This is a genomic window from Echinicola shivajiensis (assembly GCF_018642165.1).
GTDB classification, from domain to species: Bacteria; Bacteroidota; Bacteroidia; order Cytophagales; family Cyclobacteriaceae; genus Echinicola; species Echinicola shivajiensis.
Map to the genome: position 1 here is coordinate 1 of NZ_JAHHZM010000020.1, position 23,927 is coordinate 23,927.

Below are 23,927 nucleotides of genomic sequence, written 5' to 3' on the forward strand. Positions count from 1 at the left end.
ATCCATGATTCAGTCAGATCCAACTCGCCGTCATTATCTGCGTCGCCACTTTCAAGGGTAGCCCCACCCGCAAAGGCATCCGCTACACTTACCCCGGTCAAGCTTACATTTCCGGTGTTGGTTACAGTAATTGTATAGTTAAGGGTAGTCGGTGAACTGATATCAGCCACGTCTACCACTTTTTCGATAGCAATACCTGGGGTCTGCGTGATCGTCGTTGTAGCATCATCCTGCGCATCGGCAGTCTCGTTGCTGCTTACAATGGCTGTGTTAACCAGGTCAGCACCTGCATCGATATCCGCTTGAGTAGCATCATAAGAGGCGCTGTAAATCCATGATTCATCAAGATCCAACTCACCGTCATTATCTGCATCGCCACTTTCAAGGGTAGCCCCGCCCGCAAAGGCATCCGCTACGCTTACCCCGGTCAAGCTTACATTTCCGGTGTTGGTTACAGTAATCGTATAGTTAAGGGTAGTCGGTGAACTGATGTCAGCCACGTCTACCACTTTCTCGATAGCAATGCCTGGAGTCTGCGTAATTGTCGTTGTCGCATCATCCTGCGCATCGGCAGTCTCGTTGCTGCTTACAATGGCTGTGTTAACCAAATCAGCTCCTGCATCGATATCCGCTTGAGTCGCATCGTAAGAGGCACTGTAAATCCATGATTCATCAAGATCCAACTCACCGTCATTATCTGCATCGCCACTTTCAAGGGTAGCCCCGCCCGCAAAGGCATCCGCTACGCTTACCCCGGTCAAGCTGACATTTCCGGTGTTGGTTACAGTAATCGTATAGTTAAGGGTAGTCGGTGAACTGATGTCAGCCACGTCTACCACTTTCTCAATAGCAATTCCTGGGATCTGCGTAATCGTCGTTGTCGCATCATCCTGCGCATTTCCGGACTCATTGCTGCTTACAATGGCTGTGTTAACCAAATCAGCTCCTGCATCGATATCCGCTTGAGTCGCATCGTAAGAGGCACTGTAAATCCATGATTCAGTCAGATCCAACTCGCCGTCATTATCTGCATCGCCACTTTCAAGGGTAGCCCCGCCCGCAAAGGCATCCGCTACGCTTACCCCGGTCAAGCTTACATTTCCGGTGTTGGTTACAGTAATCGTATAGTTAAGGGTAGTCGGTGAACTGATATCAGCCACGTCTACCACTTTCTCGATAGCAATGCCTGGAGTCTGCGTGATCGTCGTTGTCGCATCATCCTGCGCATTTCCGGACTCATTGCTGCTTACAATGGCAGTGTTAACCAGGTCAGCACCTGCATCGATATCTGACTGGCTAGCATCGTAAGAGGCACTGTATTCCCATGCTTCAGTCAGATCCAACTCGCCGTCATTATCTGCATCGCCACTTTCAAGGGTAGCCCCGCCCGCAAAGGCATCCGCTACGCTTACCCCGGTCAAGCTTACATTTCCGGTGTTGGTTACAGTAATCGTATAGTTAAGGGTAGTCGGTGAACTGATATCAGCCACGTCTACCACTTTCTCGATAGCAATGCCTGGAGTCTGCGTGATCGTCGTTGTAGCATCATCCTGCGCATTTCCGGACTCATTGCTGCTTACAATGGCAATATTCACTAAATCAGCACCTCCATCTATATCCGCTTGAGTAGCATCATAAGAGGCGCTGTAGATCCATGCTTCATCAAGATCCAACTCGCCGTCATTATCAGCATCTCCACTTTCAAAGGTAGCCCCGCCCGCAAAGGCATCCGCTACGCTTACCCCGGTCAAGCTTATATTTCCGGTGTTGGTTACAGTAATCGTATAGTTAAGGGTAATCGGTGAACTGATATCAGCCACGTCTACCACTTTCTCGATAGCAATACCTGGGGTCTGCGTGATCGTCGTTGTCGCATCATCCTGCGCATCAGCAATTTCATTACTACTTACAATGGCAGTATTAACAAGAGCAGTTCCTGCATCAATATCTTCTTGTGTAACTGCGTAAGATGCTGAATATATCCAGGTTTCATCTATATCCAGTTCATTATCTCCATCATCACCACTTTGGTATGTGGCTCCACTTGCGAAGGCATCTGCTACGCTCACGCTGGTCAAGCTTACATTTCCAGTATTTCTAATAGTAATAGTATAGTTCAAAGTGGTTGGTGAACTAATATTAGTTTGATCAACTACTTTATCAATTGCAATACCAGGTCCTTGACTGATTTCAGTTGTTGCGTCATCTTGAGCATCTGGCGCTTCATTACTACTTACAATGGCTGTATTCACCAAATCATTTCCTGCATCAATATCTTCCTGAATTGCATTATATGAAGCACTATATTCCCAGATTTCTGCCAAATCCAGCTCACCATCATTATCCGTATCACCACTTACATAAGTTGCTCCGCCTGCAAAAGCATCCGCTACGCTTACACCAGTTAAGCTTACATTTCCAGTATTTGAAACCCTAATCGTATAATTCAAGGTAGTTGGAGCTCCTATGCTGGTAGCATCAACTGTTTTTACAATGGCTATACCTGCATTTTGATCGATAGTAGTGGTAACATCATCCTGAGCATCTGCAGCTTCATTGCTGCTTACAACTGCTATATTTACCAAATCATCTCCTGCGTCAATATCTGCCTGACTTGCATTGTAGGAGGCATTGTATACCCAAGATTCTGCGAGATCTAATTTGCCATCATTATCTGTATCACCACTTACATAAGTTGCTCCGCCTGCAAAAGCATCCGCTACACTTACACCTGTCAAGCTTATATTACCAGTATTGGTTACAGTAATCGTGTAGTTCAAAGTAGTAGGTTCGCTGATACTTGCTTCATCCACTACCTTCTCGATAGCAATACTTGGCGCTTGATCTATTGAAGTAGTAGCATCATCCTGAGCATCAGCAGTCTCATTGCTGCTTACGATCGCAGTATTTACCAAATCAGCACCTGCATCTATATTTGCTTGAGTAGCATTATAACTTGCGCTATAGATCCACTCTTCATCCAAATCCAATTCATCATCTCCATCTTCATCACCACTTACATAGCTAGCTCCATTTGCGAAAGCATCAGTCACGGAAATATTTGTAAGGCTTACATTACCTGTATTGGTTACTGTAATGGTATAATTAAGTGTAGTAGGGGCGTTAATTTCATCTACATCCACCACTTTCTCAATAGCAATACCAGGAGTCTGGTCAATAGTAGTGGTTGCATCAGCACTAGCATCGTCAGTTTCATTACTGCTCACCACAGCTGTATTCACCAAATCATCTCCTGCATCAATATCCTCCTGGGTAACTGCATAAGTAGCACTATATTGCCAAGACTCATTGAGATCTAATTGATTGTCATTATCAGTATCACCGCCTACAAAGTTTGCGCCACCTGCAAAGTCATCCGTTACACTAACTCCAGTCAAGCTTTGATTACCTGTATTGGTAACTGTAATGGTATAGGTTAATGTACCTGGGGCAGAAATGCTAGTTTGATCAACTGTCTTTTCAATATTAATATTTGGCGCATAAACAGTAACCACAAAATCATAATTTGCAGTATTTCCGCACTCATCAGTTGCAATCCAAGAAACATTGGTATCTCCCAATCCAAAAGAAACTCCATCCAAGGAATTAGCTACAACTGCGGTACCACCATTTATGGTATAGCTCAACTCAACATCACTACAGTTATCAGAAGCAACAGCATCAAATTCTCCAGCCGCTGCGATATATTCAGTTCCGCCGGCATCTATTGACCTTACTTCTGAATTGCTTGGTCCAGAACTAAAGGTTGGATCTGTAGTATCATTAATATTGATAAGCTGAATTTGGGTATCAGAAAGACCGCAATTGTCAATTACTGTAAAAGTTCTAGTAACCACAATTGGACAAGTTCCTAAGAAACTGTCCTGATAAGTAATGCTTGAAATATTATCTTCTATTATGCTTCCTCCCTCATCAATAAAATCTTGAAGAGAAATAACCACCTCAGTATCACTGTAAGCCAATGCAGTTTCTCCACTTCCCACTAAATCATCAACACCACAAGCTTCTAGATCCAATCCAGCAGGAGCTGTCATCACAGGAGCCACATCATCATCCAGAACAATGCTGGCATTTATTTCAGTCTGACAACCTCTAGAATCAGTAATCGTTATCATATAATCCCCTACAGGAAGATCAGAAAAAGTCGATCCATTTAATGATCCAGCAGCGGGTGAAATAGAATAAGAATAAGCTCCATCGCCGCCTAGAATATTGGATAGAACAATCGAACCATCATCTACTCCTGAGCAACTTGCATCTATTACTTGTATATCTGAACTGATAACTGGATAAACATTAACTGTCTGAGAATATGTATTAACCGTACCTTCATTATCTGTTACAGTTAATTCAACATCAAAATTTCCAGCATTAGGAAAAGTATGCAAAGGATTCTCATCAGAAGAGCTTGTTCCATCCCCAAAATCCCAATCTATCGTATATGGCGAAATTCCTCCATTGGTGGTGGAGGTGAATTGTACGGTAAAATCACTTTCGGACGGCAAACAGGACTGACTATCAAACTGGACTGCTAAAGGTGCCGCAACCAAAATGCTCTCAGGCCGTTCACATTGAGATTGTGAATAATCCCCGCAATCAATTGGTTCGTCTGGAGCATTGTTACTAGTTTTCCAAACAACCAACGGAAAGCTCAAAGTTAACTCTTGCCCACATTCCCAATTAATCGGACCATAGATCACCTTGTTGGTCACCTCGTTTTTACTGGAAGGCATATTCCCTAAAGGAACATCCAAATAAATAGAAGAGGATCCGATGATTAAATCAGCATATAACCTACCAAAGTAGTTACTGGCATTTTGATTGGACAGAATTCCAATTGAAACGTAAACACCATTAATTGGATCTCCCGTTGTACATGTTTTGTTCGCATCCGTAATTGGAACTCCATTCGCATCGCTCAAATATACTCCAGCAATTGAATAATTGTTGGAGGTACATCCGTATCCACAATCTCTCAAATCAGCATTTGATTGAGCTTGGACATGACCAATGTTAAATATTCCAATTAGACAGAAAAAGATTAATACGAAATACGTAGATAATGATTTCATGACTGTCTCTTTATTAAAGTGAAGCAACCGCTACACTTGTTAAATTGATATGTTGAAAATTAAAACCAGTGTCCTGGATATAAACTGGTGAGCGCAGGAAAGACATATCCTCCTGATCTTCAGTACCTAAAATTCTGCTCATTGAAAAACCATCCATTACTAGATGCACAAGCAGAATGAATTTTTCTCCTCTATTTTTTACTAAATCAAAAAACTCGTTGCGTGTAATTTCCTTGTAAAAGTTTTCGTTCATAAGCCTACTGTTTATTCTTACTTGATGCAGCTCAAACAATCTTTCAGAACACTTATAGACTATTTTACGCTGTTTAAATACACTATTTTGCTATAAAAGTACACCAATTGTGTTTTCCTACAAAGGAAAATGTATTTTATTTTTAAATAAAAGTCATTTTTAATAAACTCAATTGCGTTTTTATGTGTATGAAAAGTGGTTAAAATTACTAGAACAGGACCTATTTAAACGCTTGAAGATGAGGACTATTAAGCACAAAAGATATTTTTCCTATCTTGTATTAAACCAGCAATAGGATAAAAATAGCAGCTATGAATACTACTGAAATTTTATCAAACACCTTCACTCATCAAAAAATCAAAGCAATTGCCAAGAGAAAAAGTACAAGTGAAGAAAGGACAAATTCACTAAAAAAATTACGTGAGTGGATCAAGAAAAACCAGCAAGAAATTGCCAAAGCCATCTATGCAGATTTCAAAAAACCAGCTGCTGAAGTCGCAATTACCGAGACCGCTTATGTCCTTATGGAAATCAATCTTGCCATCAAAAATCTAGCAAGCTGGATGAAACCACAAAAAGTTGCAAGTCCGATATATTTTATAGGTAGTAAGTCTTACACCATCATTGAACCAAAGGGACAGGCATTAATTATAGCTCCTTGGAATTTCCCCTTTAACCTAAGTGTAAGCCCGCTCATTTCTGCCCTTGCTGCCGGTTGCACAGTTTGCCTTAAGCCATCAGAGCTTACGCCGCACTCTTCAGCATTGATCAGAAGGATGTGCATGGAAAATTTTGAAAATGATGAAGTCGCTGTATTTGAAGGAGATGCTGAGGTAGCCAAACAACTATTAACACTCCCCTTTGACCATATATTTTTTACAGGCAGCCCAGGAATAGGTAAGATGGTGATGAATGCCGCGGCACAACATCTGTCAAGTGTAACATTGGAACTTGGAGGAAAATCTCCTGTAATTATTGATAAAGCTTATGATTTAGAAGATGCTGCGCCAAAAATCTCCGCAGGAAAATGGATCAACTGCGGCCAAACCTGTATTGCCCCGGATTTCCTTTTTGTACATGAATCCCAAAAAGAACTTCTTTTAGAATTACTTAGTAGCCAAATCAAAAAAATGTATCCTTCAAAGAAAGAAGGCATCTCCAGTAATAAAGATTATGGAAGGATAATTAGCCGGAAGCATCTGAATAGGCTGCAGCACCTACTGGTGGATGCGCAAACAAAAGGAGCTACAGTTAACCATGGTGGTGAAATAAAAGCAGAGGAAAATTTTATGGAACCTACGGTTATATCAGGAATGACAGAAGAAATGCTCCTGATGAAGGAAGAGATTTTTGGGCCGATTTTACCGGTGATAACTTATAATAAAATGGACGACATTATCACATACCTGTTCCACAAACCAAAACCGCTGGCCTTATACCTATTTTCCAAAGACAAAAGTACTGTTGAAATGATACAACAAAATGCCAGCGCTGGAACCATGGCGATCAACGACTGTGGCATTCAATATTTACAAAACACACTGCCTTTTGGAGGAACGAAACAAAGTGGAATGGGGAAAGCACATGGACATTTCGGATTTTTATCCTTTAGTAATCAAAAATCTGTGTTGAAACAACGTAATGGAAAAACACCATTGAATATGCTTTATCCTCCCTATGACCTCAAAACCAATAAAATCATTTCCGGCTTCCTTAATTTCCTATCCAAAGGCTAAGCCTAGCCTCAGTCAAATTCTAGGAGGTCTTCCATATGTCCCTTATATAAAATCAATGTTTTAGGTTCATCATTGAGATAAAAGTTAATCATATTTTGCTGTTCCTGAAAATCACTGACAAGTACTTTATTGGTGATCTTAACTTTCTTTGGCATAGGTACATTTTTGGCTTCCATATAAAACCAAGCAGCATCTTCTTCAATCTCATAACCGAGGTAATCAATCCTAACCAAATTTCCGTTTACCTCAAACGCATTATTTTCAAGCAGGTATGCTTCTACCAACTCATTAAGTTTTTTGAGGTCTTTAGGATGTAAAAAATCAAGATCCTCATCGTATTTCTTGTTAAGGGCCTGCTCTAAATCGTCCCAAAAAATCTTTTGCGCAATTTCCAAACTTTTGGCTTCAGTATTATAGTTAACATCTGTCACACTGATATAAAAGGGATGAAAGTTAACCATCCATCCAAGCATCCATATGACTATATAATTATATAACATTTCGTTATTGATTTTTACTTTTTGTCCGAATTAAACATTAATATTACACCGCTGTTTTTCTTACCCATATAAAACTAAGCCAAGTCCTCATTGAGAAGTTTCCAAAAGCTTGTGTTTTTTTACAAAAATACATCCTTCAAGCCGAATCTTTTCAATCAGATGGAAAAACGAAAAATTACATGAATCAGTTTCAAGCGTATTTTAAGTTAGGCATGGACCACATCCTTGACCTAAAAGGTTTTGACCACATCTTATTTATCATTGCACTTTGCGCAATTTACCTTCTGAGAGATTGGAAGAAAATATTAATCTTGGTAACCGCGTTTACCATAGGTCATTCCATCACCCTTGCACTCGCTACTTTAAATATCTTTACAGTTAAAGGAAGCCTTATCGAGTTCCTTATACCCGTAACTATAGCTGTCACTGCATTTTTTAACATACTCCGTCCAAGACCCTCTAGCGGTTCTGGAATACAGGCCAACTACTTCTTTGCCCTGTTTTTCGGATTAATTCATGGACTAGGTTTCTCCAACTATCTGAAATCATTGCTAGGTAGAGAAAGCTCCATCTGGGAACCATTATTGGCTTTTAACCTTGGATTGGAAGTGGGCCAGCTGGTTATCGTAGGAATCTTTATCTTGATATCATCTATCGCCATTGGCATATTGAGTGCCAACAGAAAAGAATGGGCCTTGGTCATTTCTTCTGTGGTATTCGGGATGGCCATAATGATGATACTGGATGCAATATATTGGTAATTAACACAACCCAAATACAACCTATTTAAGAGTTCACCGATGAATCGGTGAGAATAGTTCTGTTACTTATTCATAAAAACTCAATAGAGAGATATGAAAAAATTAATTTACTCAATCGCATTTAGTTTAATGTGTGTGGCTACTGCAAATGCCCAGCACAGTGAACAAAATCACGCGGAACGCTTCGAACAACTTGGGCCAATGCTTCGTTCTCCAAACGTTTACCGCACTGCCTCAGGAGCTCCTGGACACTTATACTGGCAGCAGCAGGCCAATTATGATATTAAGGTAGTTCTGGATGATGACAACCAAAGCATCAAAGGATCAGAAACGGTAACTTATATCAATAATTCGCCTGACCAACTTAGCTATCTATGGATCCAACTGGACCAAAACCAAAGATCTAAGGATGCAGAAAGCCAAAAAGCTACCACCAGCAGTATTCACGAAAGGATGTCAATGCGTCAATTGGAATCCATCCTATGGCACGATCTTGACCTTGGATACAAAATCCATAGTGTCAAAGATGCCCAGGGAAACGATATTCCTGTAGCCATCAATGAAACCATGATGAGATTGGATCTTCCGGAGCCGCTTAAAGCTGGTGAGCAATTGGAATTCACCGTGGACTGGAGCTTCAATATCCACGATAGAACCAGCTTTATTGGAGGGAGACCGGGCTATGAATACTTTGAAGAAGACGGAAACTACCTTTATACCATGGCTGAATGGTTCCCTAGAATGGCGGTTTATTCGGATTTTGAAGGTTGGCAAAACAAACAGTTTTATGGCCGTGGAGAATTTGCCCTGACCTTCGGTGATTATAAGGTAAGCATCACCGTGCCTGCAGACCACATGGTGGGAGCAACTGGTGTACTTCAAAACCCTGAAGAGGTTTTGAGTGAAACTGAAATGGACCGGTGGAACAAGGCCAAAACGACCTTTGATGACCCTGTTATCATCCGTACGCAGAAAGAAGCTGAGAAGCTTGAAAAAGGAAAGGCCTCTGAAACCAAAACTTGGGTATTCGAAGCAGAAAACGTGAGGGATTTTGCATGGACATCTTCAAGAAAATTCATTTGGGATGCCATGGCAGTAAACGTGGGTAATAAAGATGTAATGGCTATGTCTTACTATGCCAAAGAAGCTAACCCTCTTTGGGAACAATATTCCACCCGAGTAGTGGCCCATACATTGAAGTCATATTCTGCAAAAACTTTCGATTACCCATACCCTACTGCCATTTCTGTAGAAGCTTCCAATGGGATGGAATACCCAATGATCTGCTTCAACTATGGTAGACCTGATAAAGATGGCACCTATTCTGAAGCCATTAAAAACGGGATGATCTCAGTTATCATCCATGAAGTAGGACACAACTTCTTCCCGATGATTGTCAATTCTGACGAACGTCAATGGACCTGGATGGACGAAGGCCTGAACACTTTTATGCAGTTTATGGCTGAGCAGGAGTGGGACAGAAATTACCCATCCAGAAGAGGCCCTGCCCACAAAATCGTGGATTATATGAAAGGCGAAAAGCAATATTTGGAGCCTATCATGACCAATTCAGAGAATATTATTCAGTTTGGAGCCAACGCCTATGCTAAGCCTGCAACTGCCCTTAATATTCTTAGAGAAACGGTAATGGGCCGCGAACTATTTGACTTTGCTTTCAAAGAGTACGCAAAAAGATGGAAATTCAAACATCCAACGCCTGACGATTTCTTTAGAACTATGGAGGATGCTTCAGCAGTTGACCTAGACTGGTTCTGGAGAGGTTGGTTCTTTGGTACTGAGCCAGTCGACATTGCTATTGAAAATGTTCAATGGTACCAGCTTGACAATAGAACTCCTGCAGAAAAGAAAAAAGCTGAAGCTGCAGATCACGAGAAATATGAGAGTTATATTTCAAGAACTGTCAACGAAAAGGATATCCAAGAAACTGTATTGGAAAAAAACCCAAAAACGAGGGACTTCTATACCACTTATGATAGATTTACAGTAACTCCAAGTGATGAAAAAGCCCATAAGGATTTCGTAGCTAACTTGAGTGAAAAAGAACGAAAGTTATTTAATAGCGGCCTTAATTATTATGAGCTTACCTTCAAAAATGTAGGTGGATTGGTTATGCCACTGATTGTACAGTTTAACTATACTGATGGAACCTCTGAAATAGAACGAATCCCAGCCAATATCTGGAGACACAACGAAACAGTCGTCACCAAAGTATTCCCTAAAGAAAAAGAAGTGGAATCAATCGCGCTAGACCCTTATAGAGAAACCGCTGATATTGACGAGTCTAATAACTTCTTCCCTCAGAGAAACTTACCTTCACGCTTTGAACTTTACAAAAGAGAAAGCGCACCGAGGGGAGCAGCATCTGGCAGCAACCCAATGAAAGACGCTAAGAAAAAGAAGTAATTTAAAGTAATTCGATCCAGAAACTAAAAGGGGATGGCATTAATAAAATGCCATCCCCTTTCTCATTATATCCTTTGTTCGTAATCAGCACCTCAAAGTGCGAATCTCCGAAAGTCTGCTTTTGCATCAAGAATTTAGTAAATTGAAGAAAAGCATTTATAGCCATGATGATATCAAGCCAAGCATTTAGCAGTTTTGCGGTAGACAATTTGGAAAAGGCCAGAACATTCTACGATAAAATACTGGGATTAAAAGTCACTGACCATCCTATGGGAATCCTTGAAATCCATACCAAGGGCAACAATCCAATCATCATTTATCCCAAAGAGGATTTCAAAGCAGCTAGCTACACTGTACTGAACTTCCCTGTGCCTGACATCGAAGCAGCGGTAGAAGCATTAATTGTCAAGGGAATTAAATTTGAGCAATACGCGGGCAATATAATTACTGACGAAAAGGGAATTTCAAGAAGTGAAAAGGGACCGGCCATTGCCTGGTTCAAAGATCCAGCTGGTAATATTTTGTCCGTGATAGAAAGTTAAACAACGATATAAAATCCCTCATAATACGTTCTCTGCTAATCAAAAAGCCGTTTGCATTATTAGCGTCTGAAACATAAACCTTTTGAAGGATCTCGACTCATTTTTTCAATAAGGCAATTGGTTCAAATGCCAATTGAGAAACTCCTTAAAAGCAAAACAGCTTTATATCGTCATATAAAGCTGTTTGATGTAGCCTCGCTAGGAATCGAACCTAGATCTAAAGTTTAGGAAACTTCTATTCTATCCATTGAACTACGAGGCCATAGGAATCTGGAATGAATTATTGGGATAACTTATCATCAATAGATGATACAGTTAAAAAGCCCCTCTGTTTCGAGCCGCAATTTAAAACATATTTTTTCTATTCCGCAAATATTCCTAACCTAACTTGTTCTTTTCAAGATAAATCCGCTATCTTTGCATTCCAAATTTACGATGGACGGGATCCATCAATTAACTAAATATCAATATACTATGGCAGTAAAAATCAGATTAGCACGTAGAGGTAGAAAAAGAATGGCCATCTACGATGTAGTTGTAGCTGATGCAAGAGCTCCACGTGATGGACGCTTTATCGAAAAAATCGGATCTTATAACCCGAACACTGACCCTGCTTCTATCAACATCAACAATGAGCGCGCTCTACAGTGGTTGTTGAATGGTGCACAACCTACGGACACCGTTAAAGCTATGCTTTCTTACAGAGGTGTATTATTGAAGAAACACCTTCAAATTGGTGTTTTGAAAGGTGCTATTTCCCAAGAAGAAGCTGATAAGAAATTTGACGCGTGGAAAGAGCAAAAAGAATCAGCTATCACAGGTAAAATGGACCAATTGGCTAAAGCAAAAGCTGATGCCCGTCAAAAAGCCCTTGATGCTGAAACAGCTAAAAACACTGCTCGTCTAGAGGCGATCAAGAAAAGAGAAGAAGAAGCTAAGGCTGCTGCCGCTGCTGAAGAAGCAGCCGCATCTGAAGAAGCTCCTGCAGAAGGAGACGCTTCTGAATCTAGCGAAGAAGAAACTCAAGGTTAATTACACGTTTTTCCATGAACAAGGAAAATTGTTTCCAAATAGGTTACATTGCTAAGGTTCATGGACTCCATGGGGAAGTAACCGCTGTTCTTGATGTGGATTACCCAGAAGAATATGAAGACATCGAACATGTCTTTCTGGATAAAAACAACAGATTGGCACCTTACTTCTTAGAACATTTTGTCTCACAACCTAACGGCAGAATATTAGCCAAATTTGAAGGTTATGATGACAAAAGTTCTGCAGAAACCTTGGTTGGCTCTGTGCTTTACCTTCCTCTCAAGGATCTGCCTAAGCTCAATGATGACCAATATTATTATCATGAGTTAGTGGATTTTGAAGTAGAGGATGAGACCCGAGGAGTAATTGGAAACGTGCAAGTTATATATGACCTTCAAACCCAGTATCTAATCGGGTTAAACTACCAAGGAAAAGAAATACTAATTCCTATTCAGGATGATGTTATTCTCAAGGTAGATAAGGCAGCAAAAAAAGTTTTCTGCCGTTTGCCGGAAGGCTTACTTGAAATTTATTTGGAGGATTAGTCCATGCAGATCGATATTATCACGGTGGTTCCTGGGCTTTTAGAAGGTCCTTTCTCCCATTCTATTTTAAAAAGAGCGGAAGAAAAAGGTCTCGCAAAAGTCAATGTCCACAACTTAAGGGATTATGCCAGTGGCAAACACAAGCAGGTCGATGACTATGCTTTTGGTGGCGGTGCTGGAATGGTAATGATGGTAGAACCTGTGGCCAAGTGCATTGAGACACTTAAAAGCCAAAGAGAATACGATGAAATTATCTACATGACCCCAGACGGTGAAACGCTTGATCAACAAATGGCTAACACCCTATCCTTGAAAGGAAATCTGATGATCCTTTGCGGTCATTACAAAGGAGTGGACGAAAGAATCAGACAAAAGTACATCACGAAAGAAATTAGTGTTGGAGATTTTGTCCTTTCCGGAGGAGAGCTAGCTGCTGCAATCGTAGCTGATGCTGTTATCCGCTTGATCCCAGGAGTACTCAATGATGAGACCTCTGCCCTTTCAGATTCATTTCAGGATGGACTGCTTGCCCCGCCGATCTATACTAGACCAGCAGAATATGATGGTATGAAAGTACCTGACATATTATTATCTGGACATAATGAAAAGATCGCTAACTGGAGGTTTGAAGAATCGGTTCGCCGCACAAAAGAAAGAAGACCCGACCTATTGGAAGGGAAGGATTTCGATTAAGGCGATTAAGGTAAATAATTGATAATTAATTGAATAAAATAGATAATTGCATACCTTTGCAATTCGAATTTGCGATAAGCACATAAATATAAAGATATGAGCGAACTACTTAAAATTGTAGAAGAGGAATACAAAGACGTAAGAGCTAAGTTCCCTTCTTTCAAGGCAGGAGATACGATCAACGTTCACGTTAGAATTAAAGAGGGTAACAAAGAGCGTATCCAGCAGTTCCAAGGTACCGTAATTCAGAGAAAAAATGTAAATTCTAATGGTGAGACTTTCACTGTAAGAAAAATCTCTAGTGGTATCGGCGTTGAAAGAATCTTCCCTATCCTAGGCCCAAGCATCGAAAAAATCGAACTATTGAGATCTGGTAAAGTAAGAAGAGCTAGACTTTACTACCTAAGAGGTCGTCAAGGAAAGGCTGCAAGAGTAAAAGAAAAAATCCACGTGAAGAAGTAATTCCTCACCCGATGAATACAAAAAAGGAATCCAATATGGATTCCTTTTTTGTTACCGTCCCTTTTATGGACCAGCGACCTTTCCTCCCAGTTCAAATTCCTTTAATACAGACCACCTGTAATCCTTCTTTTTGAGCAGCGCTATTTTGTCCACCTTCATTTCTCCATAAAAGCCTTTCTCTTTGATCCATTTCCAACATTCATCAAAAAACCTATCCTTCAGATCACTATACACCAAGGTCATATGTGGCGTATAAGCCTTATCACTTAACTCTTCATTCAACTTCAACTCCTTCCTACAATATAGCTTAAGCTCCTCCTGCAGAACAGACAACTCAGGACCGTGGCTAACACGCGCATACATGATCCTTTTGCCAAATCTACCTATCCCCTTAAATGTAATTGCAAAAGGCTTGTACCTCTCAAAAAAGCTTGATAAAAGAAATTCTAATTTATCCTCCTTTCGCTCATTCCAGACAAATGGCATTTTCAAGGTTACGTGCGCCGGAGACTTAAGAGCATGCTTTGCATTATACATTTCCTTGACCTCTTCCTTAATCAGCACAGCATCTTCCTGTATTCCTTCACTTGGAACTATAGCCAAGAAATATTTTTGTATCGATTTTGCCATTAAAGAGCATCGTTTTTATTATTAAAAATGGACTTTTAGTCCTAATCCATGATTAAAATCATGATACAAATTTAACATATAATACACTCATAACTTTAATTCTTACAATTATCCATAATTGCTTTCTAAGCTGAGCTCAATCTATTAAATTGTTACAAATCCGTTAATCTTTAATCATGGAAAAACGAAATACCGCTTTAATAGGCTTGGATCTTACCCAGATGGACCAAGTTATTCTTGAAAACACCAACAAAGTCATTCAACTTTTAAATCTGGAAAAAATTTATTTTATGCATATAGCGGAAGACCTGGCTCTTCCTGAGGATATTGCGAGTACTTATCCCAACTTATTGGCACCAATTGATGAAAGCATAGAAAAAGAAATCCTCAATAAAGTAAAATCCCTAAATCTACCAAAAGAAGTAAAAATAGAAGTTACGGCAGAGGAAGGCCATCCTATGGAAAAACTGCTGAGATGGTCCAAAATCAAAAATATTGATTATATCATCATGGGCCGTAAAAAGGAACTCAAAGGTAGTGGTGCGCTACCAAAAAGGATTGCTCAAAAAGCCCCTAATTCCGTCCTCTTTCTTACCGAGGGCATGAAAGATATTGAATTCAAAAAATTCATTGTGCCCATTGATTTTTCTAAGCACACGGAAGTAGTGCTTGAAAGGGTAGAAAAATTCATCAAGTCAAATACTGACGCCGAAATCCAGTATTTACATGTGTATGAAGTACCTATCGGCTACCATAAGACAGGAAAATCCTATGAGGAATTTGCTGAAATAATGCTGAAAAATGCCCAAAAAGAATTTAACACTATGGTGGCAAGGCATAAGATAGAAAAGCATCCTTGTGATTTCATCTTAAAAGGAAACCAATCCAGTGCAGATCATATCTTGGATGCAGCGGAAAGACATGGTGCGGATATGGTTGTCATTGGAAGCAGGGGAAGAAGTAATTCTGCAGCCATTTTACTGGGTAGTGTGACAGAAAAACTCGTTCATATCAACTATAAAATACCTATGCTTGTGATCAAGAAAAAAGGTGAAAACATGAGCTTTCTTGAAGCCCTGCTTAATATCTAAGCCTTTACAAAATAAAAACAGGCCTGATCTCCTTGTCCCTCTCTATTTAAATTGAGGGACATTTTTTTATATTCTTCCAATTCTTCTTTTGAAAAGAAAGAATCCAATTTAGCCCGATGGCGTGGAATTCCCTTTTTATTCAATTCACTGCCCCAAAATTGAAAAGGAGTACTATCATATACCGTTTTTCCCAAAGTGAAACCAACACTCTCTCCAAGTTTTTTCATGGACGTTTCGCTATGAAGATATAAATGCCTAGGTGCGTCCAATTGGACCCAGTCAGCGCCATATTTTCGCCAAGCTTCTTTGTCGGCAAGAGGGATCCTTACGAGCAATTTACCTCCCTGATTCAGCAGATCAAAAGCTTTTCCAAGCACCTCTTTGGGATTTTCCATATGCTCAAAAGAATGATGCATCATAAGACAATCAAACTTTTCCTCAATCTCAAATATTGATTTTTTCAATAATGTTAGGGTACTATTAACCCTCTTGCTACTCGATATAAATGGGTCAATTCCTACTAAAGAAGTATATCCGGACACAGACCATTCATATAACAGTTGTCCATTACCACAACCAATATCTCCAATTTTACTATTAAAAGGAAGATCAAGTTCTTCAAGCCAATCTCCATAATGGTAATGTTTAAGAAAGTTTAGTTTTGTCCATTTAAACAATGATCCCCTAATGATCTTAACAATCTTCTTAATGCTATTCGAATAGTTAATTTCACCAAGAGAATAATACTCGTTTGGATAATATTTACCTAAATCTTCTGGAACCTTGACAATCTGAATTGTTTTGCAGCTACCACATTCGACATAATCAAAAACTTCCTGAAAGCCAAACATCATCTCCCTTACAGGGAATATCGAATTTCCATTATCGTTACCACAAAGTCTACAAGAAGGCGGTTTAATTTCGGCCATTTAATAAACATTATCCCTATTAAGCCCTAGCTCTCTTATCGTTTTGAAAACAATTTCCAAGTCCATCCAAAGTGTCCAATTTTGGATATAGAAATAATCTAAACGTACCCTTGATCTAATTTGATAAGGACGGATAATTTCACCTCTATACCCTTTTACCTGCGCAAGTCCAGTTATACCAGGTTTGATTTTATGACGGGCATTATACTTTTCAATTTGGGTGCGAAAGTTTTCATTCATTGGGACTGTATGTGGTCTTGGCCCCACAATAGACATATCTCCAATAAGTACATTCAAAAACTGTGGCATTTCATCCAATGATGAGCTTCTTAAAAATGTGCCAATACGTGTTATCCTTGGATCATTTTTGACAGCCTGATGGGTGTCTGCGTAGTCATTAGGTGTCATTGACCTAAATTTTAAGCATTTAAAAACCCGATTATTCTCTCCATTTCTATTCTGTATGAAAAAGATAGGACCTTTTGACTCTAATTTAATTAGCAGCCCCACCAAAGGAATCATCCAACTAAGCACAAATACCGTGACAAACAAAGAAAAAAGAATATCAAACGCTCTTTTACTAACTCTATTCAAAGTATTATCTAACGGGATAGCATTGATATTGATTACAAAGAAATCACCATACTTGGAAAAAGAGAGTTTCTTTTCCAGCTGAAGATTACCTCCAGGTATCACTTTAACTTTAATATAATGTTCATCTGCATAATTGATGATCTTTTTCATGGTGGACATCTCAAGTCTTTCATTGATATAAATCAAATCCAAATCCATATTTTTCACATCCCTGAAAAAATCATCGAGATTCCCTCTGGTCTCTACACATGAACTTGCATCATCATAATACCCCATAAAATTGATCCCAAAATCCTTCCGACGTTGAAACACCTTGGCCAACTTATAACTCGTTCCGCCCTTTCCTATAATTACTGCATTCCTATAGTTCCCCCCTCTTGAGCGATATTGTTTTAACACTATATGTACAGAAACCCTATAAACACTAAAAAGCGTCAACATAGCTCCTGCATTCACAAGCAAAAACAGCCTACTTAAATGATATGCCTGAAATGCGATCCATAACACCGATATAATAGAAAAGAACCATAATATGGATCCAAACAGTTTCTGAAGAGTAAAAATATAATCTGTGGTCCGACCTACTTTATAGTCTTTTCTGTACACAATCAGCATTAACCAAATCAATACATAAACACCATAAATCCCCATGCTGATATTATCTACAGCAACATAATTTGATACAATTAAATGCGTAAGTATTAATGATGCTACAATTACCAATGCATCACCCAAAACAAATAACCAAGGGAAGTATTTGTAAAACCGTCTTGCCATAAAAATTTTTCCTACTTATGAATTCCGCAAGGCTAAAGCAATTTAAATACCATTTCTTCTCGTTGTAAAAAATTGCCTGTGCTCTGTATTGATTAAATAGTCTTATTTTTCACTAAAGTCTTGTAAAATTATAAAAAATTCTTTTTTATTCAGCATTAAATATCTGTTAAAATATTTTTACTCCCTTTCCTTGACATCCATCAATATGATTTCTCGAATAAAATCCATGCTTTCATCATCCAACCATCCTGACTCTTTAGGAATGAAATTTCGTAAAGCAAGATTTGAACTATTTACCCAACTTTTTTGGAATACTTTTGAGAATTCCGAAAAAATAAAAATTTTAGATGTCGGAGGTACAGAAGACTTTTGGAAAGACCAAGAAATCCTAAAATCAGGAAAAGTTGACGTGATTATCCTCAATTTGTCCAAAGAACCAGTTTCCACTCCACACATTTTCAGTGTCGCCGGTGATGCTACCGACCTATCAGAATTCGCCGATAATTCAATCGATTTGGTCTTCTCAAATTCTGTAATAGAACATCTCTATACTTGGGATAACCAAATTCTGATGGCAAAAGAAATAAGAAGAGTTGGGAAAAAGCATTTTGTCCAAACCCCTAACAAATATTTCTTTTTAGAACCCCACTATGCTCTGCCCTATTTCCAGTTTTGTCCAAAAGAATTAGGTTATACTATTCTAACAAAAACCAATTTAAGTCGATTTAAAAAGTGGGAATCAGAACAAGCGCGCCAATACTTGGAGGAAATCAGATTAATCTCTGAAAAAGAAATGAAACAATTATTTCCCTTGAGCAAAATCCATTACGAAAAATTCGTGGGACTTAACAAATCGTTTTACGCACATAATCTAAATCATTTTACTAGCTAAAGTCTTAAAAATCTGGCGCCTTTTTATTTAACCACTCAACAAAAAGGCTTAAGTTTTCAATAAAATTAGAACGAAATCTGATCTTTTTCCGTTAATTTTGCAACAATTTAGATTTAATCTAATTTCATAAGCATGAGTACGGCGGATAAAATAGAGCAAGGAAAAATGGCAGTGATTGATAGTATCACGCCCAGTGAACTTACCTTACATTTAATGGAAATGGGCTTTTTACCAGGAAAACGTATTTCCCTTTTGCAAAAAGCACCACTTAAGGACCCCTTAGCTTTTAAATTGGAAAATACTGTCATTGCCCTTAGGAAATCTGAGGCTCGTCTTATCCAAGTGAAATTAGAAAATTAATCTTATATGCCTGAAGTACTTACACCTGAGACTCCTACCCAGCAATCTACCTTTACTGTTGCCCTTATAGGAAACCCTAATGTGGGTAAGACAACTATTTTCAATAGGTTAACAGGACTCCGCCAAAAAGTCGGTAATTACCCTGGTGTGACCGTAGATAAACGATTCGCCAATATTAAATTAGGGGATCAAGAAGCCACAATATTGGATCTACCCGGAACTTATAGCATCTACCCCAACTCAGAAGATGAAGTAATCGTCCATAGAGTATTGAACGGCTTGGATAAAGAAAATAAACCTGACTTTGTGCTGGCTGTGGTCGACATGTCCAGCATGGAAAGAGGCTTGTTTTTGGTGACTCAAATAATGGATCTTGGTCTTCCAATGGCAATAGTGCTAAATATGGAAGATTCCGCAGAGGAACAAGGCATCAAAGTAAAAACCCATGCTCTTTATAAGTCTTTAGGTGTTCCTATCATTCAATCAAATGCCCGAAGCAATAAAGGAATCAACGGGATTTCTGACTTGATTGAAAAAAAGATGTTTGAAAAACCTCAACCTTTTTTAAACATCCAAGAACTATTACCTGAAGCGCTATCCAATGCCATTCAGGAAAAATTTCACTTGCAGAACACTTATCAAGCCTATCAACTTATCCGGTTCCATGAAAATGAACCACTTTTGGATGAGGGCCAAAGGGAATGGTTAGAAAATCAAATGGATTCATCAGGTTTTGATATCAAACAAATCCAATTAGATGAAACCCGACACCGGTATGAAGGCATTCAGTCTGTTTTGGATAAAGCTATTGAGAAAACTGATATCGGGAGAAAAAGATTAACAGACAAACTTGACAGTATATTCCTCCACAAAATCGGTGGATATGCCATTTTCTTAGGTATCCTATTGGTTATTTTCCAATCAGTATTTGCTTGGTCAGCAGTCCCAATGGATTTGATAGATGGCTTTTTTGCCTCGCTCAGCTCTTCTGTTGCCAAACTTCTTCCCGCTGGAGTTCTGACCAATCTCATCACAGAAGGAATTATCCCAGGTATTGGGGGTGTGGTGATATTCATTCCCCAAATAGCCCTGTTGTTTGCCTTCTTAGGCATTTTAGAGGACACGGGCTATATGTCTAGGGTAGTTTTTCTTATGGACAGGATCATGCGTCCATTTGGCTTAAATGGAAAAAGTGTTGTTCCTTTGATATCAGGCATTGCATGCGCAATCCCGGGGATAATGGCCACCAGAAATATTGGTAATTGGAAAGATCGTTTGATCACTATCATGGTCACTCCACTGATGAGCTGCTCCGCAAGACTTCCTGTTTATGTTATCTTAATTGGAATCGCAGTTCCTGAATCCTATATTGGCCCCATTAACATGCAAGCCATCGCATTATTAGGAATGTACTTGTTGGGAATTGTCGCTGTACTTTTCACTTCATGGATTCTTAAACTGGTTTTAAGCTTTAAGGAGAAAAGCTATTTGATGGTAGAAATGCCTTTATATAGACTCCCAAGATGGAAGGATGTGCTGATCACGATGTATTCTAAATCAAAAACCTTTGTTTTTGCCGCTGGAAAAGTGATTTTAACCATATCTGTCATACTTTGGGTACTCGCTTCTTACGGCCCTTCAAGCGTCAAAGAAGAAGTCATTGCAAATATTGAAGTTCCATCAGACAATGCTTCGCAAGACGCATTGGATAATTATCAAACTCAATTGGCCTCAGCAGAACTGGAATCCTCGTATATAGGAATAATGGGCAAGTTCATTGAACCTGCTATCAAACCATTGGGATATGATTGGAAAATAGGGATTGCCCTGATTACTTCTTTTGCAGCGAGGGAGGTCTTTGTCTCTACCATTGCCACCTTATATAGCGTGGGAACTGATGTGGAAGATGAATTGACCATACAGCAAAAACTGGAATCTGAAGTCAATCCTCAAACAGGTGAAAAAGTATTTAACTTGGCCACTGCCTTTTCCCTCATTGTATTCTACGCCTTTGCGATGCAATGCATGAGCACCTTGGCAGTTGTTTATAGGGAAACAAAAGGCTGGAAATGGCCAATTATTCAGACAGTTTATATGACAGCGCTAGCCTATGTATCAGCTTGGGCTGTATACCAAATATTGTCTTAAGAAAACTAGAAGATTATGTGGCAGGAAATTATCGTATTTGCATTATTTGTTGGCATTATTGGCTGGAAAATCTACCAATATGCCAAACCAAAAAAAGCTAATGCTCTCGACTGTGGCTGTAGGAAATGTGATGCAGTAAAATCTTCAAAAAATTAAAATTCATAGTATTTCAGGATCTCTTTGTAAGATCCTGAAATACTGCAATATATTGATCAGTTACATGATCCCAATTGTATTTTTGGGTCAAGCCTCGTTGGGAATTTTCTCTTAATTTTTTCATCATTTCAGGATTAGCCTCTGCCCTTTCCACCATCTTGCCTACATCGCTTTTATCTTTTTCAAAATACCAACCGTACTTCCCGTTCTGAAGCATTTCCTGATTAAACCTCGTATTCAATGCCAAAATAGCACAACCATAACCAAGCGCCTTTAACATGGCGGGATTGGTACCACCATATTCATGTCCATGAAAATAGCCATAACAGTTTTGATACAAGGCTGCCAATTCATGTGGATCTTTCACATACCCCGTGAAAAGCAAACGCTCATCTGGAATATCTTTCAACCTTTCTGCATAGCTGTCCTGATAAGGAACATCTCCCACTACCACTAATTTCCTTTTAGTCTTGGATCGAATAAAGCCTTCAATGACCAAATCTGCATTATTATCAGGCACCAGTCTTCCTACAATCAGGTAGTAATCCTCTTTCTCCAAATTCCACTTTTGGATTAAATTCGGATCTGCTTTTAAGCCTGGATTAGAGCCATAGGCGATTACCTTTGATGAAGCTTGGAAAAGCTCCTCATAGACTTTCTGCATCTCATCAGAATCATTGATGATCTGATCGTAGAATTTAGTGGCCATTTTCGAAGCCCAGTAAAAATATTTGGCACCTAAGCCCTTCCATTTGGGACGCAACCACTCCAAGCCATCCACATTGATAGCTGTGGGTTTTCTGAATAGTTTTGATATCAAACCAAAAGGACCATTGCCACTATTAACCACAAAAATGACATCTGCATTCGAAAAGCAGGCGTGAATCATGGAAAAAAAGGAATGGGTCAATTGGGTAAAAGACTTTGACTCTATAGCGGGCATATAAACTAAATCGATTCCATTAACCTGTTTCGGTCTTTCCTTAAACAAAGAACGATGACAGTAAACCGTTACTTTAACTCCCTTCTTCACCAAACGCTCCCCCAGCTCTTTGACCATAGTATCATATCCCCCATAGACATATGGATAACCTTTTGCGCCAAAAATGGCTACTCTCAGTGGCTTTTCCCTACTCACTTTATGCATTTTCTTTATTGTTGGGCAAAATTGATTGAAATATCTCGCCCATATTTTTAATATAAGCTTCAATAGAAAAATCCTTGATCACCCTTTGTTGACCAGCATTTCCAAAGCTTATTCTTAAGTGTTCATCTCCGATTAATTGCTCAAAGGCTGATGCAGCTTTAGGAGCATTGTCCCAAGGTACCAAATGACCTGTTTGCCCATCCAGTACCATTTCCTTTGCTCCACCATGATTAGTGGCAATCACTGGCTTTCCAGCTGCCATGGCTTCCAAGACGGTAGTAGGCAAGGGATCAGGAAGTATTGAAGGAAGCATAAAGATATCCAAGCCACTCATTATCTCCGGAACATCGGTTCGATAGCCCAAGTCAGTCACTTTGCCCTCAAGGCCATTTTCCTTGATTTTGTGCTTTATCTCATCATATAAATACTCATATCCAGTAAAGGCATCTCCCACCATCACAAAATGAATTTGATCATATTTGCTAGCCAGCTCCTTTGCCACATCCAAAAAGTAGGTTTGCCCTTTCCAAAAATGTACCCTGGCGATCATCCCGATCAAAATGGTGTCCTGGGGAATGCCTATTTCGGCTTTAAGATTATATTTGGTCTCTTTAAACGGAAGGTAATCGATACCATTGTAAAGTAACTTTATTTTGTGATCGGGTAGATTTGGCCTCATATTTTCCATTACAGCCTTAGAAACACAAACGGCCAGCTGACCAGTATACTTGATATATTTTTCTAAAACATACTTGAACCACTTTGGTTGCAATATTATTTCATGGATATGCCAAATATGCTTAACACCTGTTAATCGACTCACAATCCCCCCTACCACATTTGCATTGGAATTGGTATAAATGAGCTTTACCTCTTTTTCTTTTACCAACTTGGCAAGTTTCCTACTTGAACGGAATAATTGTAAACCCAATTTAACCAGACCTTGAGGAGAAAGGTTTTTTCTTCTTAAAACCCCATGGTCAAGAAGAATCACTTTAAATCCAAGATCTTCGATTTGATTCACTAAAGGACCATCAAAAGGAAGTACTGTTATAGGCTCCATCCCTAGACTCTTTATCGCCAATAATGATCTCACTAAATTTCTACTGGCACCATAGAGGTCTGCAGCACTATGAATTACTAAAACACTTTGCACAATTGG

At 39.3% G+C, this 23,927-nt stretch carries 21 protein-coding genes and 1 tRNA gene; 13 read left to right on the forward strand and 9 right to left on the reverse strand.

From position 1 onward, the window contains the following. Positions 1–5,093 (reverse strand): DUF7507 domain-containing protein (locus KMW37_RS20650; protein ID WP_215226545.1); only part of this gene is annotated, 5,093 nt, incomplete at its 3' end. 13 nt (positions 5,094–5,106) lie between these two features. Further along, a complete protein-coding gene (locus KMW37_RS20655; RefSeq protein WP_215226546.1) occupies positions 5,107–5,346 on the reverse strand; it encodes a hypothetical protein in 240 nt (79 codons plus the stop codon). Between the two features lie 311 nt (positions 5,347–5,657). On the opposite strand from KMW37_RS20655, the gene KMW37_RS20660 reads away from it, so the two are divergent. Further along, on the forward strand, positions 5,658–7,082 hold the full coding sequence (locus KMW37_RS20660; RefSeq protein WP_215226547.1) for an aldehyde dehydrogenase family protein: 1,425 nt from the start codon (positions 5,658–5,660) through the stop codon (positions 7,080–7,082). A gap of 8 nt (positions 7,083–7,090) precedes the next feature. Here the strand turns inward: KMW37_RS20660 and KMW37_RS20665 are convergent, their stop codons facing one another. Further along, the gene (locus tag KMW37_RS20665; RefSeq protein ID WP_215226548.1) at positions 7,091–7,582 is read right to left on the reverse strand and encodes a DUF6702 family protein; all 492 of its coding nucleotides are present in this window, start codon (positions 7,580–7,582) and stop codon (positions 7,091–7,093) included. A gap of 179 nt (positions 7,583–7,761) precedes the next feature. Between KMW37_RS20665 and KMW37_RS20670 the strand changes: the two genes are divergently transcribed. The 3 genes from KMW37_RS20670 to KMW37_RS20680 all read left to right on the forward strand — a co-directional run bounded on the left by KMW37_RS20670 (position 7,762) and on the right by KMW37_RS20680 (position 11,309). Beyond that, complete coding sequence (locus tag KMW37_RS20670; RefSeq protein ID WP_215226549.1) at positions 7,762–8,343, forward strand: HupE/UreJ family protein; 582 nt, start codon at positions 7,762–7,764, stop codon at positions 8,341–8,343. Positions 8,344–8,436: 93 nt separating this feature from the next. Next, positions 8,437–10,767, forward strand: a complete 2,331-nt coding sequence (locus tag KMW37_RS20675; protein WP_215226550.1) for a M1 family metallopeptidase — start codon at positions 8,437–8,439, stop codon at positions 10,765–10,767. 164 nt (positions 10,768–10,931) lie between these two features. Then, on the forward strand, positions 10,932–11,309 hold the full coding sequence (locus tag KMW37_RS20680; RefSeq protein WP_215226551.1) for a VOC family protein: 378 nt from the start codon (positions 10,932–10,934) through the stop codon (positions 11,307–11,309). A gap of 190 nt (positions 11,310–11,499) precedes the next feature. Here the strand turns inward: KMW37_RS20680 and KMW37_RS20685 are convergent. Continuing rightward, positions 11,500–11,571 (reverse strand) — tRNA-Arg (locus tag KMW37_RS20685). A gap of 212 nt (positions 11,572–11,783) precedes the next feature. Between KMW37_RS20685 and KMW37_RS20690 the strand changes: the two genes are divergently transcribed. From KMW37_RS20690 to rplS, 4 genes are all read left to right on the forward strand, one after another. Continuing rightward, a complete protein-coding gene (locus tag KMW37_RS20690; protein ID WP_215226552.1) occupies positions 11,784–12,341 on the forward strand; it encodes a 30S ribosomal protein S16 in 558 nt (185 codons plus the stop codon). Between the two features lie 14 nt (positions 12,342–12,355). Then, positions 12,356–12,886: a ribosome maturation factor RimM gene (gene rimM, locus KMW37_RS20695; RefSeq protein ID WP_215226553.1), complete on the forward strand. Its 531-nt coding sequence runs from the start codon at positions 12,356–12,358 to the stop codon at positions 12,884–12,886. A gap of 3 nt (positions 12,887–12,889) precedes the next feature. Further along, positions 12,890–13,579, forward strand: coding sequence for a tRNA (guanosine(37)-N1)-methyltransferase TrmD (gene trmD / locus KMW37_RS20700; RefSeq protein ID WP_215226554.1), 690 nt, complete (start codon positions 12,890–12,892; stop codon positions 13,577–13,579). Between the two features lie 96 nt (positions 13,580–13,675). Continuing rightward, entirely contained in the window at positions 13,676–14,041 is a 366-nt protein-coding gene (gene rplS / locus KMW37_RS20705; protein WP_186757013.1) for a 50S ribosomal protein L19, read from the forward strand. Positions 14,042–14,104: 63 nt separating this feature from the next. Here rplS and KMW37_RS20710 read toward each other — a convergent pair whose 3' ends face one another. Then, a complete protein-coding gene (locus tag KMW37_RS20710) occupies positions 14,105–14,671 on the reverse strand; it encodes a 2'-5' RNA ligase family protein (RefSeq protein ID WP_215226555.1) in 567 nt (188 codons plus the stop codon). Positions 14,672–14,847: 176 nt separating this feature from the next. On the opposite strand from KMW37_RS20710, the gene KMW37_RS20715 reads away from it, so the two are divergent. After that, positions 14,848–15,762 (forward strand): universal stress protein, encoded by a 915-nt coding sequence (locus KMW37_RS20715; RefSeq protein ID WP_215226556.1) that lies wholly within the window; start codon positions 14,848–14,850, stop codon positions 15,760–15,762. On the opposite strand, the gene KMW37_RS20720 is transcribed toward KMW37_RS20715, so the two are convergent. Both KMW37_RS20720 and KMW37_RS20725 read right to left on the reverse strand, forming a co-directional pair. Beyond that, positions 15,759–16,691, reverse strand: a complete 933-nt coding sequence (locus KMW37_RS20720; RefSeq protein WP_215226557.1) for a class I SAM-dependent methyltransferase — start codon at positions 16,689–16,691, stop codon at positions 15,759–15,761. The two genes, KMW37_RS20715 and KMW37_RS20720, sit on opposite strands and share 4 nt — an antisense overlap. Continuing rightward, positions 16,692–18,062 carry an exopolysaccharide biosynthesis polyprenyl glycosylphosphotransferase gene (locus KMW37_RS20725; RefSeq protein WP_215226558.1) on the reverse strand — a complete coding sequence of 457 codons (1,371 nt, stop codon included), beginning with the start codon at positions 18,060–18,062 and terminating at the stop codon, positions 16,692–16,694. Positions 18,063–18,324: 262 nt separating this feature from the next. Between KMW37_RS20725 and KMW37_RS20730 the strand changes: the two genes are divergently transcribed. The 4 genes from KMW37_RS20730 to KMW37_RS22680 all read left to right on the forward strand — a co-directional run bounded on the left by KMW37_RS20730 (position 18,325) and on the right by KMW37_RS22680 (position 21,618). Beyond that, entirely contained in the window at positions 18,325–18,954 is a 630-nt protein-coding gene (locus KMW37_RS20730; RefSeq protein WP_246581589.1) for a methyltransferase domain-containing protein, read from the forward strand. A 132-nt stretch (positions 18,955–19,086) separates the two neighbouring features. Continuing rightward, positions 19,087–19,314, forward strand: a complete 228-nt coding sequence (locus KMW37_RS20735; protein WP_215226559.1) for a FeoA family protein — start codon at positions 19,087–19,089, stop codon at positions 19,312–19,314. A gap of 6 nt (positions 19,315–19,320) precedes the next feature. Beyond that, on the forward strand, positions 19,321–21,462 hold the full coding sequence (gene feoB, locus KMW37_RS20740; RefSeq protein ID WP_215226560.1) for a ferrous iron transport protein B: 2,142 nt from the start codon (positions 19,321–19,323) through the stop codon (positions 21,460–21,462). A 15-nt stretch (positions 21,463–21,477) separates the two neighbouring features. Beyond that, positions 21,478–21,618, forward strand: a complete 141-nt coding sequence (locus KMW37_RS22680) for a FeoB-associated Cys-rich membrane protein (protein WP_394369630.1) — start codon at positions 21,478–21,480, stop codon at positions 21,616–21,618. Positions 21,619–21,631: 13 nt separating this feature from the next. On the opposite strand, the gene KMW37_RS20745 is transcribed toward KMW37_RS22680, so the two are convergent. Both KMW37_RS20745 and KMW37_RS20750 read right to left on the reverse strand, forming a co-directional pair. Then, on the reverse strand, positions 21,632–22,765 hold the full coding sequence (locus KMW37_RS20745; protein WP_215226561.1) for a glycosyltransferase: 1,134 nt from the start codon (positions 22,763–22,765) through the stop codon (positions 21,632–21,634). Further along, positions 22,758–23,921, reverse strand: coding sequence for a glycosyltransferase (locus tag KMW37_RS20750; RefSeq protein WP_317195596.1), 1,164 nt, complete (start codon positions 23,919–23,921; stop codon positions 22,758–22,760). Before KMW37_RS20750 ends, KMW37_RS20745 begins: the two co-directional genes overlap by 8 nt. Positions 23,922–23,927: the final 6 nt, after the last annotated feature.

What these genes read in the sequence shown, in the direction of transcription:
- KMW37_RS20710 (WP_215226555.1), bottom strand. Translation starts at nt 14,671, where the DNA reads ATGGCAAAATCGATACAAAAATATTTCTTGGCTATAGTTCCAAGTGAA.
- KMW37_RS20745 (WP_215226561.1), bottom strand. Translation starts at nt 22,765, where the DNA reads ATGCATAAAGTGAGTAGGGAAAAGCCACTGAGAGTAGCCATTTTTGGC.
- trmD (WP_215226554.1), top strand. Translation starts at nt 12,890, where the DNA reads ATGCAGATCGATATTATCACGGTGGTTCCTGGGCTTTTAGAAGGTCCT.
- feoB (WP_215226560.1), top strand. Translation starts at nt 19,321, where the DNA reads ATGCCTGAAGTACTTACACCTGAGACTCCTACCCAGCAATCTACCTTT.
- KMW37_RS20730 (WP_246581589.1), top strand. Translation starts at nt 18,325, where the DNA reads ATGAAATTTCGTAAAGCAAGATTTGAACTATTTACCCAACTTTTTTGG.
- KMW37_RS20660 (WP_215226547.1), top strand. Translation starts at nt 5,658, where the DNA reads ATGAATACTACTGAAATTTTATCAAACACCTTCACTCATCAAAAAATC.
- KMW37_RS20675 (WP_215226550.1), top strand. Translation starts at nt 8,437, where the DNA reads ATGAAAAAATTAATTTACTCAATCGCATTTAGTTTAATGTGTGTGGCT.
- KMW37_RS20680 (WP_215226551.1), top strand. Translation starts at nt 10,932, where the DNA reads ATGATGATATCAAGCCAAGCATTTAGCAGTTTTGCGGTAGACAATTTG.
- KMW37_RS20715 (WP_215226556.1), top strand. Translation starts at nt 14,848, where the DNA reads ATGGAAAAACGAAATACCGCTTTAATAGGCTTGGATCTTACCCAGATG.
- rplS (WP_186757013.1), top strand. Translation starts at nt 13,676, where the DNA reads ATGAGCGAACTACTTAAAATTGTAGAAGAGGAATACAAAGACGTAAGA.
- KMW37_RS20670 (WP_215226549.1), top strand. Translation starts at nt 7,762, where the DNA reads ATGAATCAGTTTCAAGCGTATTTTAAGTTAGGCATGGACCACATCCTT.
- KMW37_RS20725 (WP_215226558.1), bottom strand. Translation starts at nt 18,062, where the DNA reads ATGGCAAGACGGTTTTACAAATACTTCCCTTGGTTATTTGTTTTGGGT.
- KMW37_RS20655 (WP_215226546.1), bottom strand. Translation starts at nt 5,346, where the DNA reads ATGAACGAAAACTTTTACAAGGAAATTACACGCAACGAGTTTTTTGAT.
- KMW37_RS22680 (WP_394369630.1), top strand. Translation starts at nt 21,478, where the DNA reads ATGTGGCAGGAAATTATCGTATTTGCATTATTTGTTGGCATTATTGGC.
- KMW37_RS20690 (WP_215226552.1), top strand. Translation starts at nt 11,784, where the DNA reads ATGGCAGTAAAAATCAGATTAGCACGTAGAGGTAGAAAAAGAATGGCC.
- KMW37_RS20735 (WP_215226559.1), top strand. Translation starts at nt 19,087, where the DNA reads ATGAGTACGGCGGATAAAATAGAGCAAGGAAAAATGGCAGTGATTGAT.
- KMW37_RS20665 (WP_215226548.1), bottom strand. Translation starts at nt 7,582, where the DNA reads ATGTTATATAATTATATAGTCATATGGATGCTTGGATGGATGGTTAAC.
- KMW37_RS20720 (WP_215226557.1), bottom strand. Translation starts at nt 16,691, where the DNA reads ATGGCCGAAATTAAACCGCCTTCTTGTAGACTTTGTGGTAACGATAAT.
- rimM (WP_215226553.1), top strand. Translation starts at nt 12,356, where the DNA reads ATGAACAAGGAAAATTGTTTCCAAATAGGTTACATTGCTAAGGTTCAT.